The organism is Mesorhizobium sp. P2_D5, assembly GCF_056404355.1.
This window is the reverse complement of record NZ_JBFUEE010000003.1, coordinates 47,952-72,651: the sequence shown is the minus strand read 5'-3', so window position 1 is coordinate 72,651 and position 24,700 is coordinate 47,952. Positions and strand designations below refer to the sequence as shown.

The 24,700-nt window shown below is 58.7% G+C and carries 29 protein-coding genes and 1 pseudogene; 10 read left to right on the top strand and 20 right to left on the bottom strand.

The features are described 5' to 3' along the window. The first annotated feature begins 7 nt into the window (after positions 1 to 7). From AC1DYW_RS13500 to AC1DYW_RS13485, 4 genes are all read left to right on the top strand, one after another. Positions 8 to 346 carry a c-type cytochrome gene (locus AC1DYW_RS13500; RefSeq protein WP_477226511.1) on the top strand — a complete coding sequence of 113 codons (339 nt, stop codon included), beginning with the start codon at positions 8 to 10 and terminating at the stop codon, positions 344 to 346. Between the two features lie 145 nt (positions 347 to 491). Next, positions 492 to 938: a pseudoazurin gene (locus tag AC1DYW_RS13495; protein ID WP_477226510.1), complete on the top strand. Its 447-nt coding sequence runs from the start codon at positions 492 to 494 to the stop codon at positions 936 to 938. A 633-nt stretch (positions 939 to 1,571) separates the two neighbouring features. Continuing rightward, entirely contained in the window at positions 1,572 to 2,612 is a 1,041-nt protein-coding gene (locus AC1DYW_RS13490) for an alpha/beta hydrolase (RefSeq protein WP_477226509.1), read from the top strand. 561 nt (positions 2,613 to 3,173) lie between these two features. After that, a complete protein-coding gene (locus AC1DYW_RS13485) occupies positions 3,174 to 4,190 on the top strand; it encodes an SDR family NAD(P)-dependent oxidoreductase (protein WP_477226508.1) in 1,017 nt (338 codons plus the stop codon). Positions 4,191 to 4,462: 272 nt separating this feature from the next. Here the strand turns inward: AC1DYW_RS13485 and AC1DYW_RS13480 are convergent, their stop codons facing one another. From AC1DYW_RS13480 to AC1DYW_RS13445, 8 genes and pseudogenes are all read right to left on the bottom strand, one after another. After that, entirely contained in the window at positions 4,463 to 5,239 is a 777-nt protein-coding gene (locus AC1DYW_RS13480) for an anti-sigma factor family protein (protein ID WP_477226507.1), read from the bottom strand. Beyond that, positions 5,236 to 5,760, bottom strand: coding sequence for a sigma-70 family RNA polymerase sigma factor (locus tag AC1DYW_RS13475; RefSeq protein ID WP_477226506.1), 525 nt, complete (start codon positions 5,758 to 5,760; stop codon positions 5,236 to 5,238). Before AC1DYW_RS13475 ends, AC1DYW_RS13480 begins: the two co-directional genes overlap by 4 nt. A 51-nt stretch (positions 5,761 to 5,811) precedes the next feature. Continuing rightward, on the bottom strand, positions 5,812 to 7,269 hold the full coding sequence (locus tag AC1DYW_RS13470; protein ID WP_477226505.1) for a YncE family protein: 1,458 nt from the start codon (positions 7,267 to 7,269) through the stop codon (positions 5,812 to 5,814). Positions 7,270 to 7,282: 13 nt separating this feature from the next. Beyond that, positions 7,283 to 7,783, bottom strand: coding sequence for a DUF305 domain-containing protein (locus AC1DYW_RS13465; RefSeq protein WP_477226504.1), 501 nt, complete (start codon positions 7,781 to 7,783; stop codon positions 7,283 to 7,285). A 345-nt stretch (positions 7,784 to 8,128) separates the two neighbouring features. Next, complete coding sequence (gene copD / locus AC1DYW_RS13460) at positions 8,129 to 9,013, bottom strand: copper homeostasis membrane protein CopD (protein ID WP_477226503.1); 885 nt, start codon at positions 9,011 to 9,013, stop codon at positions 8,129 to 8,131. Further along, positions 9,010 to 9,378 (bottom strand): copper homeostasis periplasmic binding protein CopC, encoded by a 369-nt coding sequence (copC, locus tag AC1DYW_RS13455; RefSeq protein ID WP_477226502.1) that lies wholly within the window; start codon positions 9,376 to 9,378, stop codon positions 9,010 to 9,012. The genes copD and copC overlap by 4 nt, the downstream gene beginning before the upstream one ends. Before the next feature lie 108 nt (positions 9,379 to 9,486). Further along, a complete protein-coding gene (locus AC1DYW_RS13450; protein ID WP_477227070.1) occupies positions 9,487 to 9,774 on the bottom strand; it encodes a DUF2924 domain-containing protein in 288 nt (95 codons plus the stop codon). Between the two features lie 16 nt (positions 9,775 to 9,790). Continuing rightward, positions 9,791 to 9,886, bottom strand: a pseudogene (locus tag AC1DYW_RS13445) (alpha-hydroxy-acid oxidizing protein); the annotation flags it as partial. Between the two features lie 18 nt (positions 9,887 to 9,904). Between AC1DYW_RS13445 and AC1DYW_RS13440 the strand changes: the two are divergent. Further along, complete coding sequence (locus AC1DYW_RS13440) at positions 9,905 to 10,195, top strand: hypothetical protein (protein WP_477227069.1); 291 nt, start codon at positions 9,905 to 9,907, stop codon at positions 10,193 to 10,195. Between the two features lie 995 nt (positions 10,196 to 11,190). On the opposite strand, the gene AC1DYW_RS13435 is transcribed toward AC1DYW_RS13440, so the two are convergent. From AC1DYW_RS13435 to AC1DYW_RS13425, 3 genes are all read right to left on the bottom strand, one after another. Next, entirely contained in the window at positions 11,191 to 12,192 is a 1,002-nt protein-coding gene (locus AC1DYW_RS13435) for a sensor histidine kinase (RefSeq protein WP_477226501.1), read from the bottom strand. A gap of 97 nt (positions 12,193 to 12,289) precedes the next feature. Then, complete coding sequence (locus AC1DYW_RS13430; protein WP_477226500.1) at positions 12,290 to 12,511, bottom strand: DUF768 domain-containing protein; 222 nt, start codon at positions 12,509 to 12,511, stop codon at positions 12,290 to 12,292. A gap of 24 nt (positions 12,512 to 12,535) precedes the next feature. After that, positions 12,536 to 12,733 (bottom strand): ATP-dependent DNA ligase, encoded by a 198-nt coding sequence (locus AC1DYW_RS13425; protein ID WP_477226499.1) that lies wholly within the window; start codon positions 12,731 to 12,733, stop codon positions 12,536 to 12,538. Between the two features lie 388 nt (positions 12,734 to 13,121). On the opposite strand from AC1DYW_RS13425, the gene AC1DYW_RS13420 reads away from it, so the two are divergent. The 3 genes from AC1DYW_RS13420 to AC1DYW_RS13410 all read left to right on the top strand — a co-directional run bounded on the left by AC1DYW_RS13420 (position 13,122) and on the right by AC1DYW_RS13410 (position 16,427). Then, complete coding sequence (locus tag AC1DYW_RS13420; protein WP_477226498.1) at positions 13,122 to 13,310, top strand: DUF3606 domain-containing protein; 189 nt, start codon at positions 13,122 to 13,124, stop codon at positions 13,308 to 13,310. A gap of 9 nt (positions 13,311 to 13,319) precedes the next feature. Beyond that, a complete protein-coding gene (locus tag AC1DYW_RS13415; RefSeq protein WP_477226497.1) occupies positions 13,320 to 14,090 on the top strand; it encodes a membrane-anchored protein in 771 nt (256 codons plus the stop codon). A 966-nt stretch (positions 14,091 to 15,056) separates the two neighbouring features. After that, entirely contained in the window at positions 15,057 to 16,427 is a 1,371-nt protein-coding gene (locus AC1DYW_RS13410; protein ID WP_477226496.1) for a glycosyl hydrolase, read from the top strand. Between the two features lie 218 nt (positions 16,428 to 16,645). Here AC1DYW_RS13410 and AC1DYW_RS13405 read toward each other — a convergent pair whose 3' ends face one another. From AC1DYW_RS13405 to AC1DYW_RS13380, 6 genes are all read right to left on the bottom strand, one after another. Next, positions 16,646 to 17,536, bottom strand: coding sequence for an SDR family NAD(P)-dependent oxidoreductase (locus tag AC1DYW_RS13405; RefSeq protein ID WP_477226495.1), 891 nt, complete (start codon positions 17,534 to 17,536; stop codon positions 16,646 to 16,648). Beyond that, entirely contained in the window at positions 17,533 to 18,312 is a 780-nt protein-coding gene (locus AC1DYW_RS13400; protein WP_477226494.1) for a hypothetical protein, read from the bottom strand. The genes AC1DYW_RS13405 and AC1DYW_RS13400 overlap by 4 nt, the downstream gene beginning before the upstream one ends. 11 nt (positions 18,313 to 18,323) lie before the next feature. Next, entirely contained in the window at positions 18,324 to 18,911 is a 588-nt protein-coding gene (locus AC1DYW_RS13395; protein ID WP_477227068.1) for a protein-S-isoprenylcysteine O-methyltransferase, read from the bottom strand. 197 nt (positions 18,912 to 19,108) lie between these two features. After that, positions 19,109 to 19,681, bottom strand: a complete 573-nt coding sequence (locus AC1DYW_RS13390) for a hypothetical protein (RefSeq protein WP_477226493.1) — start codon at positions 19,679 to 19,681, stop codon at positions 19,109 to 19,111. A gap of 139 nt (positions 19,682 to 19,820) precedes the next feature. Next, positions 19,821 to 19,961, bottom strand: a complete 141-nt coding sequence (locus AC1DYW_RS13385; protein WP_477226492.1) for an ABC transporter — start codon at positions 19,959 to 19,961, stop codon at positions 19,821 to 19,823. A 204-nt stretch (positions 19,962 to 20,165) separates the two neighbouring features. Beyond that, on the bottom strand, positions 20,166 to 20,762 hold the full coding sequence (locus tag AC1DYW_RS13380; RefSeq protein ID WP_477226491.1) for a L,D-transpeptidase: 597 nt from the start codon (positions 20,760 to 20,762) through the stop codon (positions 20,166 to 20,168). 366 nt (positions 20,763 to 21,128) lie between these two features. Between AC1DYW_RS13380 and AC1DYW_RS13375 the strand changes: the two genes are divergently transcribed. Next, positions 21,129 to 21,881 carry an SDR family NAD(P)-dependent oxidoreductase gene (locus AC1DYW_RS13375; RefSeq protein WP_477227067.1) on the top strand — a complete coding sequence of 251 codons (753 nt, stop codon included), beginning with the start codon at positions 21,129 to 21,131 and terminating at the stop codon, positions 21,879 to 21,881. Between the two features lie 1,090 nt (positions 21,882 to 22,971). Here AC1DYW_RS13375 and AC1DYW_RS13370 read toward each other — a convergent pair. The 3 genes from AC1DYW_RS13370 to AC1DYW_RS13360 all read right to left on the bottom strand — a co-directional run bounded on the left by AC1DYW_RS13370 (position 22,972) and on the right by AC1DYW_RS13360 (position 24,147). Further along, on the bottom strand, positions 22,972 to 23,217 hold the full coding sequence (locus AC1DYW_RS13370; protein ID WP_477226490.1) for a hypothetical protein: 246 nt from the start codon (positions 23,215 to 23,217) through the stop codon (positions 22,972 to 22,974). 20 nt (positions 23,218 to 23,237) lie between these two features. Continuing rightward, positions 23,238 to 23,447, bottom strand: a complete 210-nt coding sequence (locus AC1DYW_RS13365; protein ID WP_477226489.1) for a hypothetical protein — start codon at positions 23,445 to 23,447, stop codon at positions 23,238 to 23,240. Between the two features lie 409 nt (positions 23,448 to 23,856). Continuing rightward, positions 23,857 to 24,147 (bottom strand): DUF982 domain-containing protein, encoded by a 291-nt coding sequence (locus AC1DYW_RS13360; protein ID WP_477226488.1) that lies wholly within the window; start codon positions 24,145 to 24,147, stop codon positions 23,857 to 23,859. Between the two features lie 76 nt (positions 24,148 to 24,223). Between AC1DYW_RS13360 and AC1DYW_RS13355 the strand changes: the two genes are divergently transcribed. Continuing rightward, on the top strand, positions 24,224 to 24,604 hold the full coding sequence (locus AC1DYW_RS13355; protein ID WP_477226487.1) for a hypothetical protein: 381 nt from the start codon (positions 24,224 to 24,226) through the stop codon (positions 24,602 to 24,604). Positions 24,605 to 24,700 lie beyond the last annotated feature (96 nt).

Sequence of the window (24,700 nt, the reverse complement as noted above, 5' to 3'; positions counted from 1 at the left end):
AGGGGCCATGTCAAGATTTCTCGCACCTTTGATCCTCGCCACCATCATTGTCGGGGTTGGGTTCAGTGTTTCGACGGGAGCAGCGCCTGCCTCGATGCATTTCAATTCGCTGTCGCTCGACCTGCCATTCGGGGACCGGGTGTTCGACGGTCCCGATGCTGACGCGATCAACAACAACTGTCTTGCATGCCATTCGGCAGGCATGGTCCTGAATCAACCCAAGCTGCCGCGCAAAGTCTGGGAAGCTGAAGTCGAGAAAATGCGATCGGCTTACAGGGCTCCAGTCACTGAAGAGGATGTAAAAGCGATCGTCGATTACCTCACGCGGATTAAGGGATCAGATTAGGGGTTTGCAACTGCCCCTCACGCACATGCGCTTGTCCGCTCGTGATCGGGCCTGCCATTCCTCAGCGGATTCAACGCTCTCTACGCACCACTCTCAATAATTAATCAAACCTCGCGGGAGCATCTCGCCGGGGGAAGGAGAACTGATGAAATATTTGCTCGCGCTCGCCACCATCGCCGGGTCTTTGTTGATCGGCGGCCTCGCCTCGGCCGCAACCTTCGAAGTGAAGATGCTGAACAAGGGAAGCGATGGCCAGATGATGGTGTTTGAGCCAGCACTGCTGAAGATCCAGCCGGGTGACACGGTCAAGTTCATTCCGACCGACAAGACACATGACGCCGAGACGATACCGGGCATGCGTCCCTCCGGTGCACAGCCGTTCAAGGGCGCTTTGTCGCAGGAGCTTTCCGTGACGTTTCAGGAGCCCGGAATTTACGGCTACCGCTGTGCACCTCATTTCGGCTTCGGCATGGTCGGATTGATTGAAGTTGGTGAGAATACGTCAAATCTCGATGCGGCGAGACAGATCAAGCTGCCGCCGCTTGCTACGAAGCGGATGTCTGGACTGTTCGATCAAGTTTCCGCTCACTAGTGCCGCTTTGACCCTTGGCGATATGTTCGGCAAGGGCGGGGCTTCTCGGTCGGTTTCCAGAAAATCCTGACCGAGAAGCCGCGAAATTTGTGTGTACCTGCCGAGGCTGATCGTGTGATTCATAGGGATGCGGTCGCGCTACGGAAGGATCGTATCGAAGTCGTTCTCGATTGGAAGAGCGACTTGGCCCCCCATTGCCGCGGAGCGCGCGGCATATTCGGCGCAGGTCTTAGCGTACCTGCGCACCACGGCGGCCTCCTGCCGCGCCCTCGTTTAACCTCGCCGATGCCTGCTTTCGAGGAGCGGCAGAATTGACGTCAACGACCGGGCTGGGCGCTGAGCTGAGTGCCCGCAATCTGGCGATGAGCCAATGTCTTTGGAAAGGCAACTCCATCCCAATTGCCGATGAGGATCGGGGTGGCGGCAATCAGACGTATCCGGCCGATCGCGAACGATCGCTCATATTTTATGGACTATTGAGCATTCATCGTTCGACTCTTATTGCTTATTCATGTCTCCATGAAAACGGAGACATTTCACCACAGCCACGCCACGCGCAACGGTTTCGCCCTGCGCATTCCCCTCCTCTGACCCAGCCCAATCTCCACTCCAGTTCTCGAAAGGATATCCGTCATGAACACGATCAAGACGGCTGCTGCCGCTGCCGCAATGGTGCTGACCGCCTCCGGCACCGCGCTTGCCCAGGCCGCACCGCCCGTCGCCGACGACCCGAACCTCGACCCGCAGGTCCGGTCATTTCTTGAGCAGATCAACAAAGACCCATCCCCGTTTTGGGAACTGCCGCAGCCTCGCCCCCAAGAAATTTTGACAGGCCTTCAGAACCAGACGCCGGTTGACATGTCGGGCGTTTCAACGTCGGAGCTTACCATCCCGGTCGAGGGCCGGCGGGTGAAGCTCTACATCATGAAGCCCGATAAGGCTGCGAAGAAGCCCGGCGTATTGCTGTTCATTCACGGCGGCGTGTGGATCGTCGGCAATTTCGACAACCATCAGCGCCTGCTGCGTGATCTCGTCGTTAAGTCGGGCCAGGTCGGCGTGTTCGTCGAATACACCTCTCTTCCCGAGGCGAAGTTCCCGACCCAGCTCGACGAGAGCTATGCTGCGTTGGAATGGGTGAAAGCGCATGCCGCGGACTTCGGCGCCGACGGCAGCCGCATCGCGGTCGCGGGGAATTCGGTGGGCGGCGACATGACGGCCGCACTCACACTGATGGCCAAGGACCGCAATGGCCCGAAGATCAGCTATCAGGTGCTGTTCATTCCCGCGACCGACGCCAGCGTCGATAGTGCCTCCTATCTGACCTTTGGACAGGACCGATTTCTTGGCCGAGCGTTCATGAAATACGGCTGGGATCTCTACGCTCCAGATGCTGGGCAGCGCGACAATCGTTACGTGTCCCCGCTCCGCGCCACCCTTGATGAACTGCACGGTCTGCCGCCCGCACTGGTGATCACCGCAGAGAATGATCCGCTTCGGGACGAGGGCGAAGCCTATGCTCGCAAGTTGAAGGCGGCCGGAAATATGGTCTCGGCAGTGCGGTTCAACGGTACGATCCATGACTTCGTGCTACTCAACGCGCTCAAGGACCTGCCTTCTACTCAGGCAGCCATCCAACTCGCAGCGGACGGAATTCGTCAGCACCTCGATCACTGAGATCAACCCATTCACACGGCGCAGCGTCCGCGCTGCGCCGTGTGTCATGTGTACGCTTCACGGAACGTCGGATCGGGCGCTCGCTGCCATGGCGCAATTGGATGCAACTGAGCGGTAGACCTCTGCCAAGAATAAGATGCAGCGACCGTTCCTGGCTTAACGAGCCTCCGGACTTTCCCAATGGATTCTATGTCTGACAAGCTGCAATTGGCTGCGCTCCGGATCGCAATCATCGACCGGTGATCCACGCTTATTGCAAAACGGTCGCGCCGGATCACAAAGGCAAACTGGCAGGCCAGCGGTGGCGAGGAAGGCGCTCATTGCACTCTCTGTGCGCGTCCCCATCGAATGCTAGCATTCAAAGCCCCCATTTGCCGATCGGTGATAGGGAGATGCTAAGGGCCGAGCATCGATACGATCAACCGGCCTCTCAGGGAGGAATGCTTGCACGCTGCCATAGCCCACCGATAGCGAACGATCGCTCATATTTTATGGACCAGCAAGCATTCATCGTTCCGCCTTGGTCGAATATTCCATCTCCATGAAAACGGAGATACAGCAATGAACACAACACAGGCACCGATCCGTTCAGGATTTAGCCGCGCCTCCACGACCGTCGACGCCATCAAGGGAGTCGATCTCGTTGGCAAGGTGGCGATCGTTACGGGCGGCTACTCAGGCCTTGGGCTTGAGACAGCGCGCACGCTCTCGTCGGCGGGCGCACGAATCATTGTGCCGGCACGTGACGTCGAGCGTGCGCGCAAGGCCATAGCCGCAGCGGGTGGCGGCATGGAGGTTCAGCCGATGGACCTCGCCGATCCCGGCTCGATCGATGACTTCGCACGTGACTTCGTCGAGACAGGCCTGCCGCTTCATATGCTCATCAACAACGCCGGCATCATGGCGCTGCCCGAACTGAAGCGCGATGCGCAAGGCAACGAACTGCAGTTTGCCACCAACCATCTCGGCCATTTCCGGCTGACCCTGCGGCTCTGGCCGGCGCTGAAGCGCGCTCATGGCGCGCGCGTCGTGTCGGTCTCGTCCGCGGGGCATCGCTTCTCGCCGGTGGTTTTCGACGACATCAATTTCGAGCGTCGCGCCTATGACCCTTTCAAGGCCTATGGTCAGTCCAAGACGGCCAACATCCTCTTCGCGGTCGCCCTCGACCGGCGAGGCAAGGAAGAAGGCGTCCGCGCGTTCGCGCTTCATCCCGGCGGAATAGCGGCAACGAATCTTGGTACGCATGTCGGGGTAGAAATGCTGAAAAAGACCGGGTTCGTCGACGAGAATGATCGGCCGGTCGTCGATCTGAGCCGTGACCTAAAATCGGTGCCGCAGGGAGCGGCCACCCACGTCTGGTGCGCGGTCAGCCCGCAGCTCGACGGCAAAGGCGGGGTGTACTGCGCCGATTCAGACATCACGCCCGTATTGCCGGAGGGCGGTTCTTTCGCTTTGACTGAAGATCGTGCCAATCGCGGCACCGGTGTCCTGGCCTATGCGGTCGACCCGAAAGCCGCCGAAGAGCTTTGGCGCAGAAGCGAGGAGATCACCAATATCTCCATCCAAAGCCAGTCGTGACGCGACAACGTTGCGCTGCCTCCCCGTCCAGTGGTTCGATCGCATGGGCGCGCGCGCTTCAGTCCAAAAGGGCCTCGCCACCTTTCGGAGAGACTGAGGCGGGAGCAGCCGATCTTGGTCGCGATCGACATGATCGCTGCCTCTTGGGACGGCTGATCATGCTCGTGATCCAGAACCCGCCGCGCGCTGGCGTACTTGTCTTACTCATATCGACTAGCCTTCTCAGGAATTGAAGCCTCCGGCAAACCCGGCGTGTTCAGGGCAGTTGACGATTAGGCCTCGCCCTGCACCTGCCTGCGAATATCGTCAGCGAGTGGGTGCAGCGCTTCAGAGGGCAATGAGCCTACAAGACTGTAGCCCATACCGTTCGACGCCCAAGCCCAGCCGTCAACCCTACCTTGGGAGTGGGGCGTCATCGTCCGCGTCTGGTCCACGGCCATCGGTCTTGTCAACATGACAAGGCGCGTGCCCTGGTCATTGTCATACATCAGCATCAGGCCGGCGCCGTGAGGTGTGGAAACGACGCGGCCACCCATCAGCCGATAGCCGGACTTCGACAGGTCTGGCAGGACAGGCTTGCGCCCCATCCGTTCAGTCGCCCAGCTAGCCAGTTCGACTATATTGTCGGCCCGGAGCTCCACCGGCCTCGTCCTGTCTCCGGCATAGGTGGCGAAACTGTCGGAGGCTTCGCGAGCGAGGGCGACCACACCTTCGCTTGGAGGGACCGTCATATCTCGCATGTACCAGCCGCCGGATCCGCCGGCGAACAGAAGCACCGCGGCGGCGGCGGCAAGCCGCCAGCTGGAGACCCTGCTTTGCCGTCTGGTGGCAATGATGTGGTTGAGATTGAGCCTTGATGGCACAGGCTCGCCAGCGATGGGGTCAAAGGCGCCCTGCAAAAGGGTGCGCTGGACGGAATAGGAGGCAAAACGATTGGCGACATCCGGGTGCTTGTCGAGATACGCGGAGACTTCCTCGTTTCGGGCAGCGTCAAGCCGGCCGTCGACATAGGCGTGGAGATCGTCTTCGGTGATTGGCCTATCCGTCATTTCACTCTCCGCAGATGCGAGCCCGGTCTAACGCCCCTGGCGGGGCTTTCCAAGATCTGCCGCAGGCGCTCACGCGCGCGCGACAGTCGCGACATCACGGTTCCGATCGGGATCGTCAGTACTTCGGCGACCTGGGCGTAGCTAAGGTCTTCGACAGCTACCAGCAGCAGCACGCTACGCGGTTCCTCCGGCAGTTGTTGGATCGCCGAGACGATGTCCGCTCTTGCAAGGTCGTCCTCCTGTGTCGGCGGATGCGCCATGAGATCATCTGCGATCTCTTCTATGGCAACATGCCGACCACGCCGGGCCGCCTGCCGCAGTCGGCTGACTGCAAGATTATGCAGGATCGCGAATACCCAGGTGCGGGCGTCATCATTTCGGCGCCGGTGCCAGTGAGAGATCACACGCTCAAGGCAGTCCTGCACCAGATCGTCAGCGGCGACCGCGTCGTGAACGAAACCGCGGGCATAGCGTCGCAATGCCGGGATCATCGGTTCGACCTGGAAAAGAAGATCATCCATCGCACTGCGTCCCGTGGTTGGCCCGCCTCGACCGAGGCGGGCCATTTTCACTTACTCTGCCTGAACCTGAACAATCTTACCGGGCTTGCCATCGGCAGAGGTGGTGGCAATGACCAGATAGCGCCTCTCATCCTTATGCTTGGCTTCGACGATCTGTCGGATCGGACCGACCGCGTTAACAATAGCCGAACCGGCGGGATTGGTCATGAATGCTGCCAGGCCCTGGAGCTGACCGGTGCCATCGGGCTTGTCGGAAAGCGCAAGCACGTAAGGCATCTTCGGAACGAGGCCAGCGACGGCAGCCTGCAGAACCTGCGTCAGCCCCTGATTGAAGAGCGTGACGCTCGTCGACTGCTGCTTGTCCTTGTCACCCTTGGCCGCGAGCTTCAGGTGAGCGGCGTCCCCCGCCCCGCCGAGCGGCACGAGGTTTTGCATCCCATCGCCTTCGGGAACTGCGTTTGGAACGTAGGCGACCGCCTGCGGCGCCTGGCCGATCGGGATGTTGGCGATAACCTTGTTGGTCAGCGTATCGATGACGGCGAACTGGTCGGCATTCTCGAGGCCAACATACACTCGTGTGCCATCGCCAGACGGCCAGATACCGTGCGGCAGGTTTCCGACCGGGATGGTCGCGACCTGCTCGAAATTATCCGTGCGGTACACCTTCACTTCGTTCAGGCCACCCACGGTCACGTAAGCAAAACTGCCGTTTTTGTTGACGACGAGATTGACGTGGTTGGTGATCGGTCCGGTGTCGATGGTCTTGATGAGGTCAAAGGGCGCCTCGGCATTGAAGACCTGCGTCTTGCCGACATCCTTCAGCGTGAACCACACCTGCTTGCCGTCGGCGGAGGCGGCAATGTTCGGGCAGAAGGGGCTATCCTGCTTCACATGGCCGACGATCTGATGGTCTGCGACGGTGACGACGGCGACATCCGGATTGAAGGAAGAGCAGACATAGCCGTATTTGCCGTCCGGCGAGAAGATCTGCATGCCGGGGCCAGGAGCGACCTTGATGCGGGTCTTTTCTTCGAAAGTGCTCGCGTCGATCACGGAGATATAGTCTTCGCCGCGGACCGTCACCCAGACTTCCTTGCCGTCGGGCGTAAAAAAGGCCTCATGCGGGGACCGGCCGACATAGGTCGTGTGCTTCACGGCATTGCTTGCCGTATCGATGAAAGTCACAGAATTGGAGCCGATCGACACGATCGCGAGGGTCTTGTGATCCGGGGAGAAACCCATGCCGTGGACCAGCACCTGACCCTTGTAGAGGGGGCTCAGGTTGCCGGGCTGTGGATCGCCGAGCTTGATGACGCCGAGAAGTTTGTTGTCGACCGGATCGGAGACAGAAACCGTGTTGGAGAACTGCTCGGCCGCATAGACGCGGTCCTTGTGGCTGATCGGAATGTCCGGGTCGGAGGCGAGGCCGGGCGCCTGGCCGGCAAAAGCTGCCACGGGGGCAATTAAGGTGCTTGCCAGAAGAGCAAGGATCTTCAGGTTGGTTCTCATGTCTCGGTCCTTTTCAGTTGGCCGGTTTCATCGTCATCATCTGCATGGCCGGGGCCTTTGATGACGTCTCTTCGTAAGGGCTCTGTGTTGTCTTCGCGTCGTTGGGATCGACCTGCGTCGGCACCGCGTCCGAGGCGGGAAGCGGATCGCCCAGCGCCATGCGCATGGCCGCGATTTCCTGTTGCTGGTCGACAATGATTTCTTGCGCGATCCGCTTGAGTTGCTCGTTGTTGCCGTAGCGCAGGTAGGCGACGGCCATGTCGATCGCTCCCTGGTGATGCGGGAGCATCATCTCGACGAAATCGCGATTGACATCGCCTGTCGGCTTGGCCGCCATGTCGTTCATCATTTTCACCATGGCAGCGTCGTTTTCCTGCAGAAACGGTGCTTCGTCCGTCGTGCCGGAAACCGTTTCATGGTGGGCAGGCACATCCTGGGCAAAGGCCCACACCGAGACGACGGTGAGCAGCGATGTGGTCACCAGAATGCTGGTACTGCGAAAAAAGGCGGTCATTGTTATCTCCTGATCTCTCTCGAAGAGTTCAGAAGCGTAGACACCGGCGAGGGCGGATTATTCCGGGCGAACTGAAATTTTCTTGGCGATGCCGTGCCGGGTCGCGGCGGCGTGGGATATTGAGATGATGATGCGACATCGGCGGCCTTGGGTGCCGTCATCTGGAATCCATGCAGGCCGCTGGGAAGCTTTACCTCTTAGTCGGCGCTTATCTCGCCTTTCGCGCAATCAGGCAGCGCTAGCGACGCATGCCCTGTGATACTTCGAAGGGCATTGCCCTTCCGGGTGAGCAATCTGTTCGATAACAAATCCCTGATAATCGTTTCGGAAGCCTGAGAAACGCGATCACGACGGGTCCATGGTTCCGAATGCGGCTACAAGCGCGATAACGACGGCGCCAAGCAAGAGCTCGAAGGTAGCGCCGGCCAACAACGCGGTTTCTGCCTCGCTGCGCTTTCTACGCAAGAGGGGAACGAATACATAGCGATTGACGATGGCCGCGAGCGCCATGATCGCGACAAGTCCGATCTTGATGAGGAGCCTTGCCTGATAGGGCGACCGCCAATCTGTCGGCAAATGACCGAGGATGAGCAAGCTATTGGCCACGCCGCTCAAGATCGCCAGTGCGACTGCGACGTGGCCGAGCCTGGAGAATCGGGACAAAGCGACCAATGCTTGAGGACGATCAGCAACGTCGCGTGCCGCCCGCATGACAAATACAAAGCCAACAAGACCGCCAAACCATGCTCCGGCGGAAAGAACATGGACGATGTCGATGGCGGCATGAAGAGTGCGTCCAAAGCCCGTCCTCATTGCTGCGTGCCCTGTCAGGGAAAGGCTCGCCAGGGAACACCCGGCCAAAGCGGCCGCAAGAATATGGCGACGTGGCATGAGCCAACGGGCCAGTCCAAGCAGTAACGAACCTGCGGCGAGTATGTCCCATGCCCGTCCACTGGTTGTCAGCGTGAGAAACGACCACAGCGTCTGCGGGTCAACGGTCGCGCGCCAATCATCGGTCACGACAGCAATCTGCGCCGGAAGGACCGCCAGGACGCCTACCGCCACCATCATCGTGCATATTGCGGAAACCCCTGAAAAGCGCCGCACCAGGAGGGCGCGTATGGGCGCCGGCGCAGCGGCAGAAAACAACCCGCAACACCCCCAGAGCAACATGAGGGCCATGTCGATAACGGCGCGACCCAAAATCCAAAGCCCTTGCGGATCGATCAAGGCTTGACCGTGAAGCTGTAGCTGCCGTCGGTCTTGTGACCGTCGGCCGAAAGAACATGCCATTTGACTGTATAGTCGCCAGGCCTGAGCGCCGATTGCAGAGGAATGGTAAGGGTTTCGTCTTCATTCGACAGCTGCGCCTTGCCCGACGAAACCTGCGAACCCGAAGCGTCCTGCAGATTGGCACCGGAAAAAGCTAGGTTCAGTCCCTCTGTAAAGTCGAGCGTCAGCACCATCGGCGAGGTCGATATGATCGCCTTGTCGGCGGGCGTGACGCTCTTGAGATGGGCATGCGCGAACGCCGGCTCGGCTGCAAGAAAGGAACCGAGGCCGGCGAGTGCGAGGAAAACGGAAGCATGTTTCATCGATATGTCCGTGGAGTGATTTCCACCCATGTGGACATCCTGGAAGCGCGATTATTCCATCGGACAACGAAAATTGCCGCAGGTAATGTTGCAAGAGAGACAAGGCGTTCACGCAGAAATTCGCTTAGGAGAGCCAGACATTAAGGGGTCCAAGAAGATGGTCTTCATGGACACGTGAATGTCGGATTCTCCAAACCCATCAATTTCGACAGCTTTTGTGGGTGATACCTTAGTTGGATGCCGATTGGCGGAAAACAAAGTATGCATTGGCTCTCGGCCCAGGGATTCGTCCTGAATGCGATATGCTAGCCGGCTCTCCAGGAACTTGCGATTGTACGGTGGCGGTTCCGCGGCAAACAGGTCGCGCCACGTTGCCTTCAGCGCGACGATATCCATCGTCTTCAATTCGGCCACGCGAACCGTGGTTCGAGACGACGATGGCATCGGCACCGGTTCCGATCGCCTGCTCGGCATCGTCAGGATCGAGGATGCCCTTCAGGATAAGCGGCAGGGTGCGGAAGGCGAAGTGACCCGCCTATCGATCGCCGAAGAGCTTGAAAGCGCCGCCGATCGCATCGCGGACATGTCGCGGGCGGATCTCCAGATCATCCTTCGCCGCGCTGCCTTGATGCTGCGTAACGTCGCTGGCGTGCCCCTGGAGCCGGCAACAGAAGACGCCCTCAATTCCATAGCCGGCGAGATGGGGATCGGTAAGTCGGATCTCATTCAGATCGTGCTGCGGGAGTGGCTGGAAACGAACGCCTATCTGCCGGTCCGGATGATCGATGACGACAGCGAGACTGACGGGAGCGCGTAGACCGGGCTTCGGAGATTGTCCACGTGTACCGTGGCGCGAATCCGGCTAAAGTTGGCATTTGCGTTTAGATGCGTCGGGTCCGCTGCCGACAGCGGACTCAAACTAGGGCCGAGAGGGGCAAGGCCCTTTATGATCCCTATGCGGGGACCAGAGCTACAAACGTTCCGTCGGCTGATAGATATATCCCAAACTCCGCTCCACGCCCGATTTGACTCGCTAATCCGTGACTAAAGCTTACTGAAGGAACGTCGCTGGCCAATTTGAACGGGCGCCTGGCGCTTGGAAGAGTCGATCACGCTTTCGCCCCCACGAGGGATAAAGCGATGTCATTCGACGATCATCTCGATTCGGTGCAACTTGCAATGCTGACAAAGGTTCTCAACGACTATTGCACAGAGGCAGGAATTCCAGAAGGCCATCCGGCATGGGAACACTTCGGCCGGCGCCTCAAGAGCCTATTCCAGTCCGGGATACATGATCCCGATGAACTGGTGTCCAAAATGAACACTGGCTACGAGGATTGGCTAGGCGAGATCGGCGCTACGGGTCCTTTCATACCGCCCAAACTATCTTCCGAAGACCGTCTCGTAGGCGACAATCGCTTGCCAGGGTCAGACCTAAGAGGCAGGCCAGCCGCGAATACGAGATGATGCACCAGCGAGTCACTTATCTACGGAACTAGAAGCCCTCGCTACGTTGCGCCCTTAGCATGACCGAAGTACCGATAAGCGCTGAAACCGTGCAGTTCAGCGCTTGGTCAAAGAGACAGGCATCACCGAAGAACAAGCTCGCGCGCTTATCGCCTTCCTTGGGACTCACAATTGGTCATCGCTCATACGAGAAGCGCGCATTCTAACCCGAAAGCCCTAGTAGAAATCGCTGTCACGCATGGGGATCATCGCCGCCACCATGCTTGCTGGCGCCATCTGGCGCTGCGAAACGGCATGGCAGCCTGCTCCTCATGGGCAGGTGACGATGGCCAATCCGCCGTCGCCTTAGATTGATAATCGGTCCTTATCCATCCGTAGAGTGATGATCGCGCCTTCGTCCGACCAATTGTGATGGACCGAACCATTGAGCTGAGAGGTTATGCTGCGCCGAAGAAGCTTGCTCCCGAAACCGCCAAGCTCTGCGGGCGATACGACGGGCGGCCCGCCCCTCTCAGTCCACACAACTGTCACGTCAGTTTCGTCGACAGTGCTGGAAACGTCGAGCGTTCCGGTCGCGGCAGATAATGCACCGTACTTCATCGAGTTAGTCGCAAGTTCATGGATGATCATTGCCAACGTGGTGGCGCCAGCTTCCCCAACCGACATTCGCGGCACAGACACCCGCACGCGGCCGCTAAAAGCGCCCATATCGTCGTACGGTGCCAGCAGGATCGTCAGGAGATCCCCAAGCAGGGCGCCATTTTCATTACGTCCCGGCACAGGGCGCACCAGATCGTGAGCTCTGCCCAACGCCGAGAGCCTACTGGTTAGTTCGTGCGCCATCTCCTCCGTTGACTTGGCTGAGCGCGATGTAATCGTGGTGAGCGCGGTCGCGATACTCAACAGGTTCTTGACCCTATGGCTCATTTCTCCCGCAAGCAGTTCGTTGGCCTCTTCGGCTTGCTTGCGACCGGTGACGTCGAGAAAGACTCCAAACATCGTTCGGCCCTCGATGTCGGCATCATCTCCCTGGCCTCGAGCCGAAATCCATCGCACATCGTCTCCGACCATAATCCGAAAGTCGATCTCGTATGCGCCAACTATCGCGCGCGTTGCAGCAAACGCTGCACGAACCCTGTCCCGATCCGCAGGATGAATTTTTGCAGAGAGATCTTCGAAAATCACGAACGGACCGAACGGCAGATCCCAAAGACCATAGCCGTGCTGGTCCATAGTGAAATGATCTGTGTCAACGTTCCAAGACCACAGCGCGACACCCGCCGCGTCGATGGCAAGCCGGAGGTGTCTAGCATCCCATTTTATGAGTGGACGGGCATCAGTGGGCAATAGCGAGCGGTTCCTTCGCCTGTGTTTATAGCATGTATCGCGGCTCAAGACTCCGTCAATTCGCATAGCCGCCGGATGACGCGCGGCGCTATGAGGCTCATTCCGGCAAGCCAGCGTCGTAGTGGACGATGGCATCGAGGATCGTTCGATAGAGGCTGACTACTTCTTCGTCGATCTCCTCCCGCTTGATCCCCACCGATTTCGCATCGGCAAACAGCTTGTGCGTTAGCTCGTCAATGGAAATGGCATCGGCGTTCGTCGTCTCAGGGACGTTGTTGGCAATCCACCGATCTAGGAAGTTGATTCCGCGTGTGCTCACCGATCCATAAGCTCGTGCTCGGGTTCAGTTGATAGCGCTTTCGACACCAAGCGCGGCGCCGGCCGCTGCGAGGTCACGATATTTCGACGTCCAGTCGAGACCGCGCCGGGTGTAGATCCGCGTGCCGTCGTCGTCGATGATCAACTGCGACCGGTAGCCGTCGAACTTAACCTCGTGAATCCATCCCTCGCCTTCGGGTGGCTTCTCCACCAGAGTTGGCATCAAGGGGGGATGAACTTCAAACGCATGAACTGTCTCGCAAAGCCGCGATTAAATTAGCATGCGCTGAAATGGTTCCGGAAGGCGAATTCAAAGTTTCACGCCGATGACGAAGTTATCTGACCTTGGGCCGCCGATCGTCGGCCGACGCCATGGCGATCAGCCAAATGATGATGGTGACCATTTTTATGCCTGCCCGACCTGCGACCAGTGCGTCGACCGACGCGATTTGAGGCAAGTCATCTGGCAAAATCAGTCTGAACACGAACCGCTAGAGATGGACGCCTGCACGAGCTGAAATGGTTCCGGAGCGGCAAATGGATTTCGGCTGCAACAAACTCGCCGGCTGCACGTTTCCGGCATCATCAACCGCCAATAGAGAGGAACCGAAATGGCCGACGATAAGACTAAGCGCGATTTCCGTGATCGTGACCGAGTGGCGGGCAGTGAGGACTACGAGGTCGAGTACTTCGCCAAGAAGGCAGGCATTACAGTCCAGCAGGCAAAGGAACTGAGAGCTAACCACGGCAACGATCGGGCGACACTGGAACCGGAAGCCAAAGCACTCGGCAAGCGGTGACGACTTCCGATGAGCTACTCCAAGATCAGACGAACGATCAAGGAAGCACTCGTCTACAGGTTTTCCCGCCCCAAGCCCCCGCGTCATCCGACCCGGTTCATCGGGCCAGTGCTCGTCGTCGGCTCCGCCCCTGGATCTAACCTGCCCAAGGGATTCGACGAGAATTTTTCGGTTCTCACCGTCAACGGTTCCCAGTCGGTGGCGAGGAAATGGGGCATCGCCAAACCTGACGCGACCTTTCTCCATTTCAACCAAGTCGACGGCACGAACGACAATGCCGTAGCCGTACGGCGCGTTCTCAACGGCGAAGAGACCGGCATCTTGTATGTGATGCGCTGGCCGTTCGGAGAGCAGCGCCTACGCGATGGCCTCGCGGCATTTAACTATCGCTACGACCAGCTCCGGATGGTTAGCACGTACCAGCGCATTGCCCTGCACGAGGCGGTCATGGGCGCGCGCCACAGCGAGTTGGACAATGCACGGAAGTTTTCGAACGGCATCACCGCTGTGCTCTATGCATTCAACAGCGGCGCGTCGACTGTCGTCATATCGGGCATCAATCCCGGCTCGACCGGCCATGTCTACAACGAGCTCGGCTTGAGGAGGCTTCATAGCCACATGGACAGCTCGATCTTGCTGAAGCTACGCGGCCGTGGCGCCAATCTCTTCACGGCCGATCCTGAAGTCGCGGTATCAACCGGGCTCACGCTGTGGCAGGGCGCCGGCGGCCGATCGGAACCTTTACCGCAACTGTCTCGCAAGCCGCGGTTCAATGTTTGATAGTGATGACAGACCGGAACGAACTCGGGCCGCCCATTCCCGGCCAGCGCCAAAGTGGCAAACCGGGGCATGAGCGGGAGTATTTCTACCCTTGCCCGATCTGCGGCCAGTCGGTCGATATGCGCGACCTTCGGCCAATCATGTGGCATTCAAGGCCTGGACACAAACCGTTCGATCTCGGGGGCCATGAACGCAAAAGGCCCGCCAGAGGAAGCCATGACGGGCCCCGAAAGATGCCGAAACAACTTTCGTGCACCCGCGTCACACAGGTGCGTACGCAAAACGAGCCGAAAAACAGACCGTTCCAGCATGCACAAAAAAGCCCGCCACCATCGGCAACGGGCCAAGCGCCTCACGCTTCACAATACAGCGTCGGCTGCCGCTAGTCGGCGCCGCCGAGTTGCTTGGTCATTCTACAGAAATTGTCATGCTCCTTGGCAATGGCCTCGTCGCCACATTCCTTCATCATGCCGGGGGCAAATTGAGCCGTGGCTGTGCCTTACCCGCCCTGCCATGTTCCTGACTGGTGGATTAGTTTGGAATTCTGATTGGAAGCGGAAGAAATGCGGGCGATAGCCGACACGCTCATGCGTAAGGCATTTAAAGAGGCTCAGCCGTGTGGCTTAGCCGACGGGGCGGAGTATTCCCTCAAAAGGCGTGACCTCTATATCGGGCAGTCGCGGCCTCCACAACCATCGCTTGATCTAGGGGGGCATCGCGCTGTGCAAGCACCGGCCACATATCAAACGCCGTTGTCAGGCCGGTTGTCGGGGCGACAGCCATTGCTAACTGATCGCACGCCGTCTCGGTCGCTATTTGCCTGTCCTCATACTGTCTGGTCTAGGTTGGCCCCGTGTGATGAAATAGTCTTAGGTTTCCGAGTATGCGGGCGCGAATTGATCGCTCGCCAAGGCGGGCGATGCGCCATGGCGAGTTGTGGGTTAGAGAGGCTTGGAGTCCCCGGCGATGATGATCATTTCTTCCAAAATGCTTCGCTCCCTCGTCGGCGCATGGGTGGCACTGGCTGTGGTGTCCATATCACCTCGCCATTCATTTGCAGCGCCCAAAACGGCCGTTGCGACGAACGACTTTCTCAATAGCATCGGCGTCGTTACCACGTTCCCCGATCGAGGCCAGCCTTTGGCTAGGACTGTCGAAATGGTCCGCTATTGCGGCTTTCGATGGGTAAGGGCGGGAATAGAAGGTCTGAGCGACAAGGGCCCAACAACCATCCAGACCTTTCTGGATCTACATCGCGAAACCGGCGTGCGCCTGAGTTGGGGATTGGTCAGTGGTGGGACTGATGTGAAGAGGTTGGTCGAAACAGGTAAGGTGCTTGCTAAAGCTGGCGCGCTACTCGCGTTCGAGGGCGACAACGAGCCGAACAACTGGGGTGTCACCTATCAGGGCGAGAAAGGCGGCGGTGGGGAGCCTTCATGGATGGCGGTCGCAAAGCTTCAGCGCGATCTTTACCAGGTTGTCAAAAGTGATCCGGTGCTTGCGACGTATCCTGTCTGGTCGATCTCCGAACCCGGCGCGCAGCGAGACAACGTTGGCCTTCAGTTCCTTACGATCCCGCCCGGCGCCCAAACCAAGATGCCGGACGGCACGACGTATGCCGACTACGCCAATGTGCACAACTACATCTATCACTCACATTCGCCGTATCCAGCGGACAACAAGACGTGGCACGCTGGCGATCCATCCGCTGTATCCAAAGTGGACGGGCTATTCGGCAACTTCGGCGTCACGTGGGCGAGAGGGTTTCGAGGTTACACCCAGGAGCAACTCAATACGCTGCCGCGTGTCACTACCGAGACCGGGACCACCATCGGAGGTCCGGTCACGGAGCAAATGCACGGCTTGAATTTGATGAGCTTGTACCTCGCGCAGTATAAGCGCGGCTACGCCTATACATCGGTCTATCTGTTGCGGGACCGTACCGACGAAGACGGCAACCAATCTTTCGGCTTCTACAAGGCTGATTATTCACGCCGCTTGGCCGCGATCTACCTTCACAACCTTACGACGATTTTGGCGGATAAAGGCATCCCCGCCAGACCCGGCCAACTCGACTTCACGATCGCAGACCAACCCGAGACCGTTCACGATCTACTCCTGCAGCACAGCGACGGCACGTTCCAACTTATTGTGTGGGGCGAACGGTTGAGCGGTCAAGATCGTGTGACGGTCCATTTTGGCGAGACGCGCGCGTTGGTAAGAACCTACGATCCAACAATTGGCGTTGAGCCTGTCGGAACACTGAGCAACGTGCGTTCGGTCGAAATTTCGCTCAGTGACCATCCGATTGTCATCGCGCTTTCACCCAGCCTGTAATGATGGAGCCGTCTGCGTGAGGACTGTGTCAGCGGCGGTAGCAGAATTCTGCTCTGGAAGTTCTCCCGGATCTCCTTCGCAATGGCCAAAGCCTTCGCCCTGTCCTTAGTGGTCAGCACCGTGCGCCATGGTTCACCTCGCTGCTGAAGCGTTTGGTCGTTGAGCAGCAACCAAGACAATCAGCGACTACTGGGGCGAGCAGTGGCGTGCTGGTCCGATCAGGAGATAATTCCCCGAGGGCCCCGGCGTAGCCGGAACTGGCGGGTACCGCAGCATTTCTTGAACTTCACACCTGAACCGCAAGGACATGGATCATTGCCGCCGCGTTGCAGCCGGCCGATCAGGGGGAGTATCGCTGCTGAAGGCAGGAGCGCCGCCGCAAGGGCAGCCAACTTGGCCGAGATTCCAGGTACGACGAGGCGACGACCGGATTTGAACCCTCGCCACGCGCGTTCGGCCACATCCTCCGGATCCAGCGTGGGCAAGATACTGAAGAGTGGCGTCTGATAGGCGCCGGACCTTTCGAGAAACTCCGTCGACACCGGCCCTGGTGCTACACATGTGACAGTCACACCGGTTCGGCGCAATTCCTGATGAAGCGCCTCTGAGAAGAAGCGCACGAAACCCTTGCTGGCGAAGTACAAAGCCATATAAGGCCCGGGAACGAACCCGGCCACGGAACTGAGATTGAGCACCCCGCCCCGCCCGCGCGCCACCAWTCCCGGCAGAAAATGGAGGGTCAATTCGCTGAGGGAATGTATGTTTAGATCGATGATGCCGAGCTGGCCATCAATAGGGAGCGCCGTCGCCGCGCCCCGTAGGCCATAGCCTGCGCTGTTGACCAGGACATCACAGACCAGGCCGTGTGCGGACAGAAAGTCCTCTAGGCGCGTTGGCGCATCGCCTGCCACGAGATCCAACTCGAGCGTGAATGCCTCGCCACCCCCCTTCCGAACCTCAGCCGCCGTGGCGGCCAAACCCTCGGGCGAGCGGGCAACGAGCACAATCGCACCGCGCTCTCGTGCAGCGACGCTCGCAATCGCCCGGCCAATTCCACCCGAGCCGCCAATTACGACGACGGCTGGCCGGAATTCACGGTGCGAAATCATCTCGCGTTCCTCTGTCTTGAAGGAGTGGCAACACCTAGACCGAGCAGCAACACTTCATCGGCGATAGCGCCGTTCAGAATCTTTTCGAACCTCTCCAGCGCTCGTGCGACGTTCGCTCCATCCATTACCCGGTGATCGTAGTGGATGCGGACATTCACCGATCCATCTTCGCCGATCGGACCGTAGTTCAGAAGCGTGGTCAATGGTGTGAGCGGGTTGAGCGATTCCGCACCGAGGCCTGAATAAACGGACAGTTGGAAGGTACCGAAGTAATTTGCCCTTTGCCGGGCGATGTTCAATCCCAGCCACATAAGCAGCCACCTGAGAGGCGCGGGCGCACGGGCCATGCGCAACGCACGCCGGAACTCCGTGACCTCCAGGATCGGCCGTGACCGAGCTGCGTGGATGGACGCCTCAAGTTCTGTGATAGAGTAGCGCTCAGGGCCCTTGATGCAGCTCAACAGAACGGCCAGCTCGCCCTCATATTCGCGCTCGTGGGCAATCGAGGCTACGCTTACCGGATACTCGTAAAGCTGCGGCCAGGGCAATTTGACATAGGCGCGTCGAAGCTCGGGCGTCTCTCGGGCGAGAAGCGCGTATCCCTTCAGGAAGATCGCGGTCCAGGAGGGCCTGGTCTGCTGCGCCATTCTAGCCCTTACGAGTGGGCCGAGGTTCATCTGACGCTGCACCGCGACCCGTGGCACGCCGATCGAAAACCTCATCAGATCGCCAACAAGGCGCCGGGGCGCCGATAGCTTGAGGGCTCGGCCTCGCATCAAACGGACCTCTAATAAAGATAAGGGACTATTCGCTTGGTCTTTTCCATATAGGCACGGTATTGCGGGCCGAAATTCTCCAGCATCATACGCTCTTCCTTGTCCACTCTCAGCAGGAAAAGGACTGCGAACCCAATCAACCCCGATATGCCCGCAATCCAGTTCGCCAGCAGAAAGGCCTGGGCGAGGCCCATGAGCAGGAACGAGGTATACATCGGGTGGCGGACCAAGGCGTATGGTCCGGCGCAGATGAGTTCATGCCGTTCGCGAATCTCCAGCGTAATCGACCAGTTCCGGCCAAGTTCCTTGTGGGATCTGCGAAAAACCCATAGCGCGGAGCAGAAGATGATTGTGCCGAGAGCCAGGGTCCACGCGCTGGCCGGGTGGTCAGCCGCTGCGGGCATGCCGGTGACAACATAGAAGGCAGGCAGGATTGCGAGGCCAAACAGAGCAGATGCAAGCCCGACGATGTCGGAACGTGAGCGGTAGCCAGTTACAATTCGCACGCGCCTCGCCCGGCGCTCGAAGGGATACCGGATCACGTACCAAGCAACGATGCCGATCACCCAAATGACCTCGCCAAGTGAGGCTGCCGCAATGCTCACGTCAGGTCACCGGCGCCCTTTCTGCGATCGCGATTGTAGCAGCCCCTGAGTATGGCCACTTCACCCATCGCCTCGATTTCGTAACCGGCCGACCTTCAGGCGCAGCGATCCTCTCCGATTTGGTCCGCAGACGCGAAAGCCGGAGGGGCAGTACCGAACGCATTCGGTCCCATTCATCCCTCGAATCTTTGCTATGTATTCATCTTCCGAAGCTCGGTTATGAATTGTTGGGGCCGGAGCTGAATGGCGGGAGTCTTATATCCCATGGAATGCGCGATGTCCGCCACGAAGCCGTTGCAGTTCAAGACCGTCGCCTGCCAGACATGCGAGCTCGCCTGCAGCTTGCGGATGTAGGCAACGACTTTGTCGTATTCGGCCCGGGTCAATATGATTTGCCAGCTTGCGGATCTGTATGGTTCTTCCAGATCACCGTCGCTCCACCCGGTTTCGGCTGGCACCGGCACGAAATGGCCCAGAACATAGGGAACCGCACTGTTCGAAGCCGGGTGAAGGCCCGCGACTTGGGGATCAATCATTTTCCCGGCCCGGTCTAGGCGCCCAAAAACTGCGTAGGTGTGGCCGTAGCTTAGGGCGTAGCGGGAGCGGAACTCGATGAAGTACCGCTCGTCCTTTTTTTGAGGCGCAGCTCCGCCATCGGCAGAAGATACGAAATTCGGCTGGGGCGGCAGGTCTTTCGTCTGACATGCCGCTGCCGGGAGGGCCACCAACGCCACAAGCAAGAGACGGCTATTTACAAGCGTCATCGCCGCGTCCATTCCCCGAACTTCACAAAGCACAGACCTAATAACAGCCTATGCCCGCCAACCGCGCGGCAGGCTATGAAGCCGGCCAAAGCGTATGTATGGGGAAGGGCTTGGCACCCTTCCCCATACAAGCCGGTCCTTACTTAATCACTGGTTGCTCTACCGGAGCGGGTTCCGGCGGCGGGGCCTTCCCCTTTCCTTTGCCGATCCAGTCGGTCGCGCAGCCGCTCAGGCTGGCAACGGCGAGCACAGCAACCATTGCAATCAATATCCTGCTCATCAAGCAATCCTTTCCCCGAGGGCGGAATAGCCGATACAATCGCCACAAATAACTTGCGACCGCACTAAAATACTCGCGAACTGCATCAAGGCCTAGTGCAGAAATGACACAGATGGCACTCGGTGGCCGGGCGGCACGTTTACGTGACGTGCTGGCAGAATTCACCATCGGCCGGAGATCAGGCGTGCGACGCACCTCAGACTATCAAATAACCACCACCGTCGTGCCCAAAGGGGTACGGTCATAGAGGTCAATGATGTCGTCATTTATCAAACGGATGCACCCGTTCGACACCTCAGTGCCTATCGTCCATGGCTCGTCTGTGCCATGCACCCGGAAGTGGGTGTCGCGCCCGCCTTGATAGAGATAAAGGGCACGCGCACCAAGCGGGTTGTTTGGTCCGCCGGGGACCCCCCCTGCATACTGCACCAAGCGCGGCTTGCGCTTCATCATGCTGGCGGTTGGTGTCCACGACGGCCATTCCGCCTTGCGGCCGACGGTCGCTGTACCCTTGAACGAAAGTCCCTGCTCGCCGACGCCGACGCCGTAGCGCGTCGCCCACCCGTCCCTCTCGACGGCATAGAGGAAGCGTTGCGAAGTATCGACGACGATCATTCCGGGCGGCTCGCTTCCAGAATACCTCACTCGTTGCCGCGTGAAGCGAGGATCCAGGCCACTCCTTGCTGCGAACGCGGATGAAATCGGCTCCGCCGCCTGTCGTAACGCTGACGTACATCCGGAAACCATCAGAGCCAGACTACCCAGCACGAGCCCCCGGCGCGCAATGTGGTTATTGTCCATTTCTACCTGCTAAGAAAATGGTCAGCCTACCGCCGTCGTCTCTAACACTCCAAGGCCCCTCGGCCAAGTCTACGCCTTGCCCGAACTGACCTAGAACAACCGGAACCAGGCGTTGTTGCGTTGCCGACCGGCCACGCTCGCCAGACCGCTTCACTGGTGTGATGCCTAGAAATCCAATCAGACCGGCTGCTTGATGTAAACCTTTCATCCGCGTTAGGCGCCACGCAGGTTGGCTGAGGTCGTCGGGCGCCAGGAGAGTTCACAGGACAGACAGGGACCTTGGCTGCAGAAATCTGCTATGAACAAGCCTCATGCGACAACCACCTGGTTCCATTCGGTCATGAAGCAGTGGGCATAAGGAAAGAGATGAAGCCTGACTTCCAAGATAAGATCGCGATTGTGACCGGCGCAGGCTCCGGAATAGGAGCGGCTGTTTCACGGCAACTCGCGCAAGAAGGAGCCGAGGTTGTTGTTGCCGACCTTGATGCCGAGGCTGCGCACAGCAAAGCCGCCGAAATACGCTCGCAAGGAGGCAGGGCCCACGACTTTGCGGTCGATGTCACTAATGCGGCAGCTGTGGAAAACCTGGTCGATTTCACTGTTGAAAAATGCGGTGGACTGGATATGGCGGTCAACAATGCAGGTATCGATGGCGTTCGAAAAGCAACGGCGGACTATCCCCTCGACAACTGGCACAAGCTGATAAACGTCAATCTAAATGGCATTTTCTACTGCATGAAATACGAGATCGCCGCCATGTTGGATCGGGGCGGAGGCGCTATCGTCAATATGTCTTCCGTTCTCGGTTCCGTCGGATTGCCAACGGCGTCCGCATACACGGCAGCGAAACACGGGGTCGTTGGACTGACCAAGGTTGCGGCGATGGAATATGCGAGATTGGGAATTCGAATCAATGTCGTCGGCCCCGGCTGGATCGAGACACCACTTTCGGAGCAAGTGGAGGCAGCAGCTAACCGGCGCATGGCAGACCTCCAGCCCATGGGCAGGCGCGGGAAACCGGAAGAGGTAGCTGCTCTTGTGTGCTTCCTCTTGTCCGATCAGGCTAGCTTTATTACTGGAAGCTACCATCTGGTGGACGGAGCTTACACCGCCCATTAGCCGCAGTCGCGCCGCAGTTCGTCTCAGCTCTTGAATAGCGGGCGGGCCGCGCCGAGACGGCGTCATGCTATTGCCGCCCGTCGACGATGAGACGCGCATCTGCACGGAGCGAGGCGGAGTTTGGTGAGTCGACCTAAGCGCGGTTCCGGCGAGGCCGGTCGTCATCAACGTATCCGAGGCGCATTTCAGTTGCCGTCATGGCGCCGCTCCGTGGAGAAGGTTGGATTCCGGTTCCTTTCCCTCTACCACTCAAATCTCCCGCAATGTTCTCCGCGGAAACCTGGCAGCCCAGAAAGCCCGCAGAACTGCGGGCTTCTGGTCGGAAAGCTGTGGAGCGTACATCGTAAGAGGTTTGCTCTCTGTCGGCCGGTATTCTCCAAAGCTGGGGACTGCGCCTTTTTACTCCCCAGCTTTCTCACATTGAAAAAGCTAGGTATTTTAGGCTCGAAGCTTGGGATCGTTTGCGGCGAGGCCGCTCGAAGGGCTGGGCGGAGTCTATTGCGAGAGTTCCAACGTCGCGTTGGCCGTGCCGGCCGACTCCCAGGAGATACTCGGCGTCCGGCCCTGGGCGATCGCGCCGGATTTGGCTGAGCGACTCTGGTTGGTCAGCAAAAATCTGACTGGTGTGGCGTTTCGACCAAGCGCATAAGTGCCGCCAAGCCGCAAAGATGTTCACTGGCAAGTACGAGCATCGGCAGATCGAAGTCGCCGGTTCGTGAGACTGTTAGGCGAGCCATGACGGCGTGAGCGTGATTTCGCCCCAGCGAGGTGGCCGACGTTCTGTTCGCATGACCTTCCCTAAAACCATGGAGGGCGCGAAGTAGCCGTTCGTCGGCGGAGCAGTGAGCGACTGCTATTCACGCAATCGCAACCTCCGGCAAGATCGCCAGCAAGTCTGCTCTGAGGATGTGCAAAGCCGTTTGGCCTAGGCTATTGGACCGGCAAGGTCCGCCATTCGCTATCCTACGAAAACCTTCGCGAGAAGAGACGCAAAGATCCTGCCTAAAAGCCAGGTTGTTTCATTGCCGCCCTCCGCGGCCTCGCCTCGCTCGGCTTTGCCACGCGACAGGAGAAGACGGGCCATATTCTATTAACCAGCAAGGGGCGGACTTGGTGGGATCATAGCTTCCGGTTTTCTTTCACTGATCGATATGATCCCGTGCTTGAAGAAGACAGTGCTGGTTTCGCTGCCAGGAGCGCCTAATTCTGCCGAAACGACAACGAGCTCGAAGTGTCCGTTTGAACTGAGCTGATCCACAAGGCTTTCCAATGGTGCGTTTTCGCTCTGGCCGAGATGCTGTCTTCCGTCAATTGTGGTCACAATAAAATCTGTCACACTGACCTCCTACCAGCCAATCAGGACAACGAAGTCACAGGCTCGACCGACGGTCCAGACCGTGGCGTTTTGCTCTCTTCGGCTATCACCAACAGCGCTTCAAGGGTCAGCGCAATGCCTGACATCAGCGCGGAAATATCGGTGTTGCCGCCGGGCAGTGCGAGTTCCGCCGCCCTGGTTTGCATGCTGGTGCTGAGTTCCTTCAGTTTCAGGCACAGGTCGTCGTCCATGACATTCCTCCGTTAGCTGGATGTCTAACGTATCGACGAAGGGGAAGTTGCCCCCACGCGTCTAATAGGCTGTCTTTCGCCGTTTAGGTCCTTGGTTTTCACAAGGACCTTCCTTGGCTTCCCGAAAAGCGCGTGTAGCTTGTCCGCGACCTCAATAACCGCAGAGAAAGCTGCATAGAAAATCGACATGGTGTCGCCTGCAAGGCCGTTGTGAGGTCAACGCTGACCTCCATCTCAAGACCCCATGGTTGGCATTTGCCGCGAGACGATAAGCTTCATCGCGCGGCAGTCCGATCAAGGTTCGACCCGCGAAATCGGCCGGCAGACCGAAAATCCCATCGAACACCGCCCACGTCCCCGACGGTTCCTGTACAACCGAGAACCTCATCCAGCGCTCCCCACAATCGGCTCAGTGCTGGACCGTCGGATCATAGTCGCTGGTTTCATACGGGAGAGTATTTTCCCCTTCGAACAGGATGTCTTTCCTGCGAGCGAAGGCGATAAGCACCCCACGAGCTGTCTCGGCGTCGACGTCACCGGTCAGCGCTGCCTTACAGGCGCGTATCGCGGCCCTTTGCTCAGGACTGTTTCCGCACCATTCCGTGACGAACTGATATGCATCGGCCACGGTGTTGAGTTGACGAGGGAAGCCAAGACCGACCCATACGCGGACGGGCTTTTCAAAAGGCTTCGCAAGCATAGTGACCTCCTTAGCTCTTGGCCGGCAACCCGGCTCCAGTTTGATGAATGGCCGCAACGCGGCGTGAAAAGAATTTGTGAAGCGCTGGCATTTTTTCAAGGGGCTACGCGCCACGATTCGCAGCTGTTACCAGCGGGCGTTTCCAACCGCTAATTCCTCACGGGGAGTCGAGTTCCTTGGCCGCCAGATACATGACGGCTGCGGCTGCTTGTCTACGCTCCCAACCGGCCGCTTCGATCTCCAGATCATCCTTCGCCGTACTGCCTTAATGCTCCGCAACGTCTCTGGCGTGCCACTGGAACCGGCAACAGAGGATGCGCTGAAGTCCATAGCTGCCGAGATGGGAATCGGTCAGTCAGAACTCATTCAGATCGTGCTGCGACAGTGGCTGGAAACGAACGCCTATCTGCCGGTCCAGATGATCTATGAGGAAAGCGAGACAGACGGGAGCGCTTAGTCGGACTTCCGCCGTGTGTCGCGGAAGCCCAACCCGGCCGGCGCTTTCAGGCAACCTTAGGGTGCCGCCGGCCACTACTCAATCGACTCGAAGGTG

Excerpts from the sequence above, each read along its gene's own strand:
- AC1DYW_RS13500 (WP_477226511.1), top strand. The coding sequence starts at position 8 with ATGTCAAGATTTCTCGCACCTTTGATCCTCGCCACCATCATTGTCGGG.
- AC1DYW_RS13495 (WP_477226510.1), top strand. The coding sequence starts at position 492 with ATGAAATATTTGCTCGCGCTCGCCACCATCGCCGGGTCTTTGTTGATC.
- AC1DYW_RS13490 (WP_477226509.1), top strand. The coding sequence starts at position 1,572 with ATGAACACGATCAAGACGGCTGCTGCCGCTGCCGCAATGGTGCTGACC.
- AC1DYW_RS13485 (WP_477226508.1), top strand. The coding sequence starts at position 3,174 with ATGAACACAACACAGGCACCGATCCGTTCAGGATTTAGCCGCGCCTCC.
- AC1DYW_RS13480 (WP_477226507.1), bottom strand. The coding sequence starts at position 5,239 with ATGACGGATAGGCCAATCACCGAAGACGATCTCCACGCCTATGTCGAC.
- AC1DYW_RS13475 (WP_477226506.1), bottom strand. The coding sequence starts at position 5,760 with ATGGATGATCTTCTTTTCCAGGTCGAACCGATGATCCCGGCATTGCGA.
- AC1DYW_RS13470 (WP_477226505.1), bottom strand. The coding sequence starts at position 7,269 with ATGAGAACCAACCTGAAGATCCTTGCTCTTCTGGCAAGCACCTTAATT.
- AC1DYW_RS13465 (WP_477226504.1), bottom strand. The coding sequence starts at position 7,783 with ATGACCGCCTTTTTTCGCAGTACCAGCATTCTGGTGACCACATCGCTG.
- copC (WP_477226502.1), bottom strand. The coding sequence starts at position 9,378 with ATGAAACATGCTTCCGTTTTCCTCGCACTCGCCGGCCTCGGTTCCTTT.
- AC1DYW_RS13450 (WP_477227070.1), bottom strand. The coding sequence starts at position 9,774 with ATGGATATCGTCGCGCTGAAGGCAACGTGGCGCGACCTGTTTGCCGCG.
- AC1DYW_RS13425 (WP_477226499.1), bottom strand. The coding sequence starts at position 12,733 with ATGCCAACTCTGGTGGAGAAGCCACCCGAAGGCGAGGGATGGATTCAC.
- AC1DYW_RS13420 (WP_477226498.1), top strand. The coding sequence starts at position 13,122 with ATGGCCGACGATAAGACTAAGCGCGATTTCCGTGATCGTGACCGAGTG.
- AC1DYW_RS13415 (WP_477226497.1), top strand. The coding sequence starts at position 13,320 with ATGAGCTACTCCAAGATCAGACGAACGATCAAGGAAGCACTCGTCTAC.
- AC1DYW_RS13410 (WP_477226496.1), top strand. The coding sequence starts at position 15,057 with ATGATGATCATTTCTTCCAAAATGCTTCGCTCCCTCGTCGGCGCATGG.
- AC1DYW_RS13400 (WP_477226494.1), bottom strand. The coding sequence starts at position 18,312 with ATGCGAGGCCGAGCCCTCAAGCTATCGGCGCCCCGGCGCCTTGTTGGC.
- AC1DYW_RS13390 (WP_477226493.1), bottom strand. The coding sequence starts at position 19,681 with ATGACGCTTGTAAATAGCCGTCTCTTGCTTGTGGCGTTGGTGGCCCTC.
- AC1DYW_RS13385 (WP_477226492.1), bottom strand. The coding sequence starts at position 19,961 with ATGAGCAGGATATTGATTGCAATGGTTGCTGTGCTCGCCGTTGCCAGC.
- AC1DYW_RS13380 (WP_477226491.1), bottom strand. The coding sequence starts at position 20,762 with ATGGACAATAACCACATTGCGCGCCGGGGGCTCGTGCTGGGTAGTCTG.
- AC1DYW_RS13375 (WP_477227067.1), top strand. The coding sequence starts at position 21,129 with ATGAAGCCTGACTTCCAAGATAAGATCGCGATTGTGACCGGCGCAGGC.
- AC1DYW_RS13365 (WP_477226489.1), bottom strand. The coding sequence starts at position 23,447 with ATGGACGACGACCTGTGCCTGAAACTGAAGGAACTCAGCACCAGCATG.
- AC1DYW_RS13360 (WP_477226488.1), bottom strand. The coding sequence starts at position 24,147 with ATGCTTGCGAAGCCTTTTGAAAAGCCCGTCCGCGTATGGGTCGGTCTT.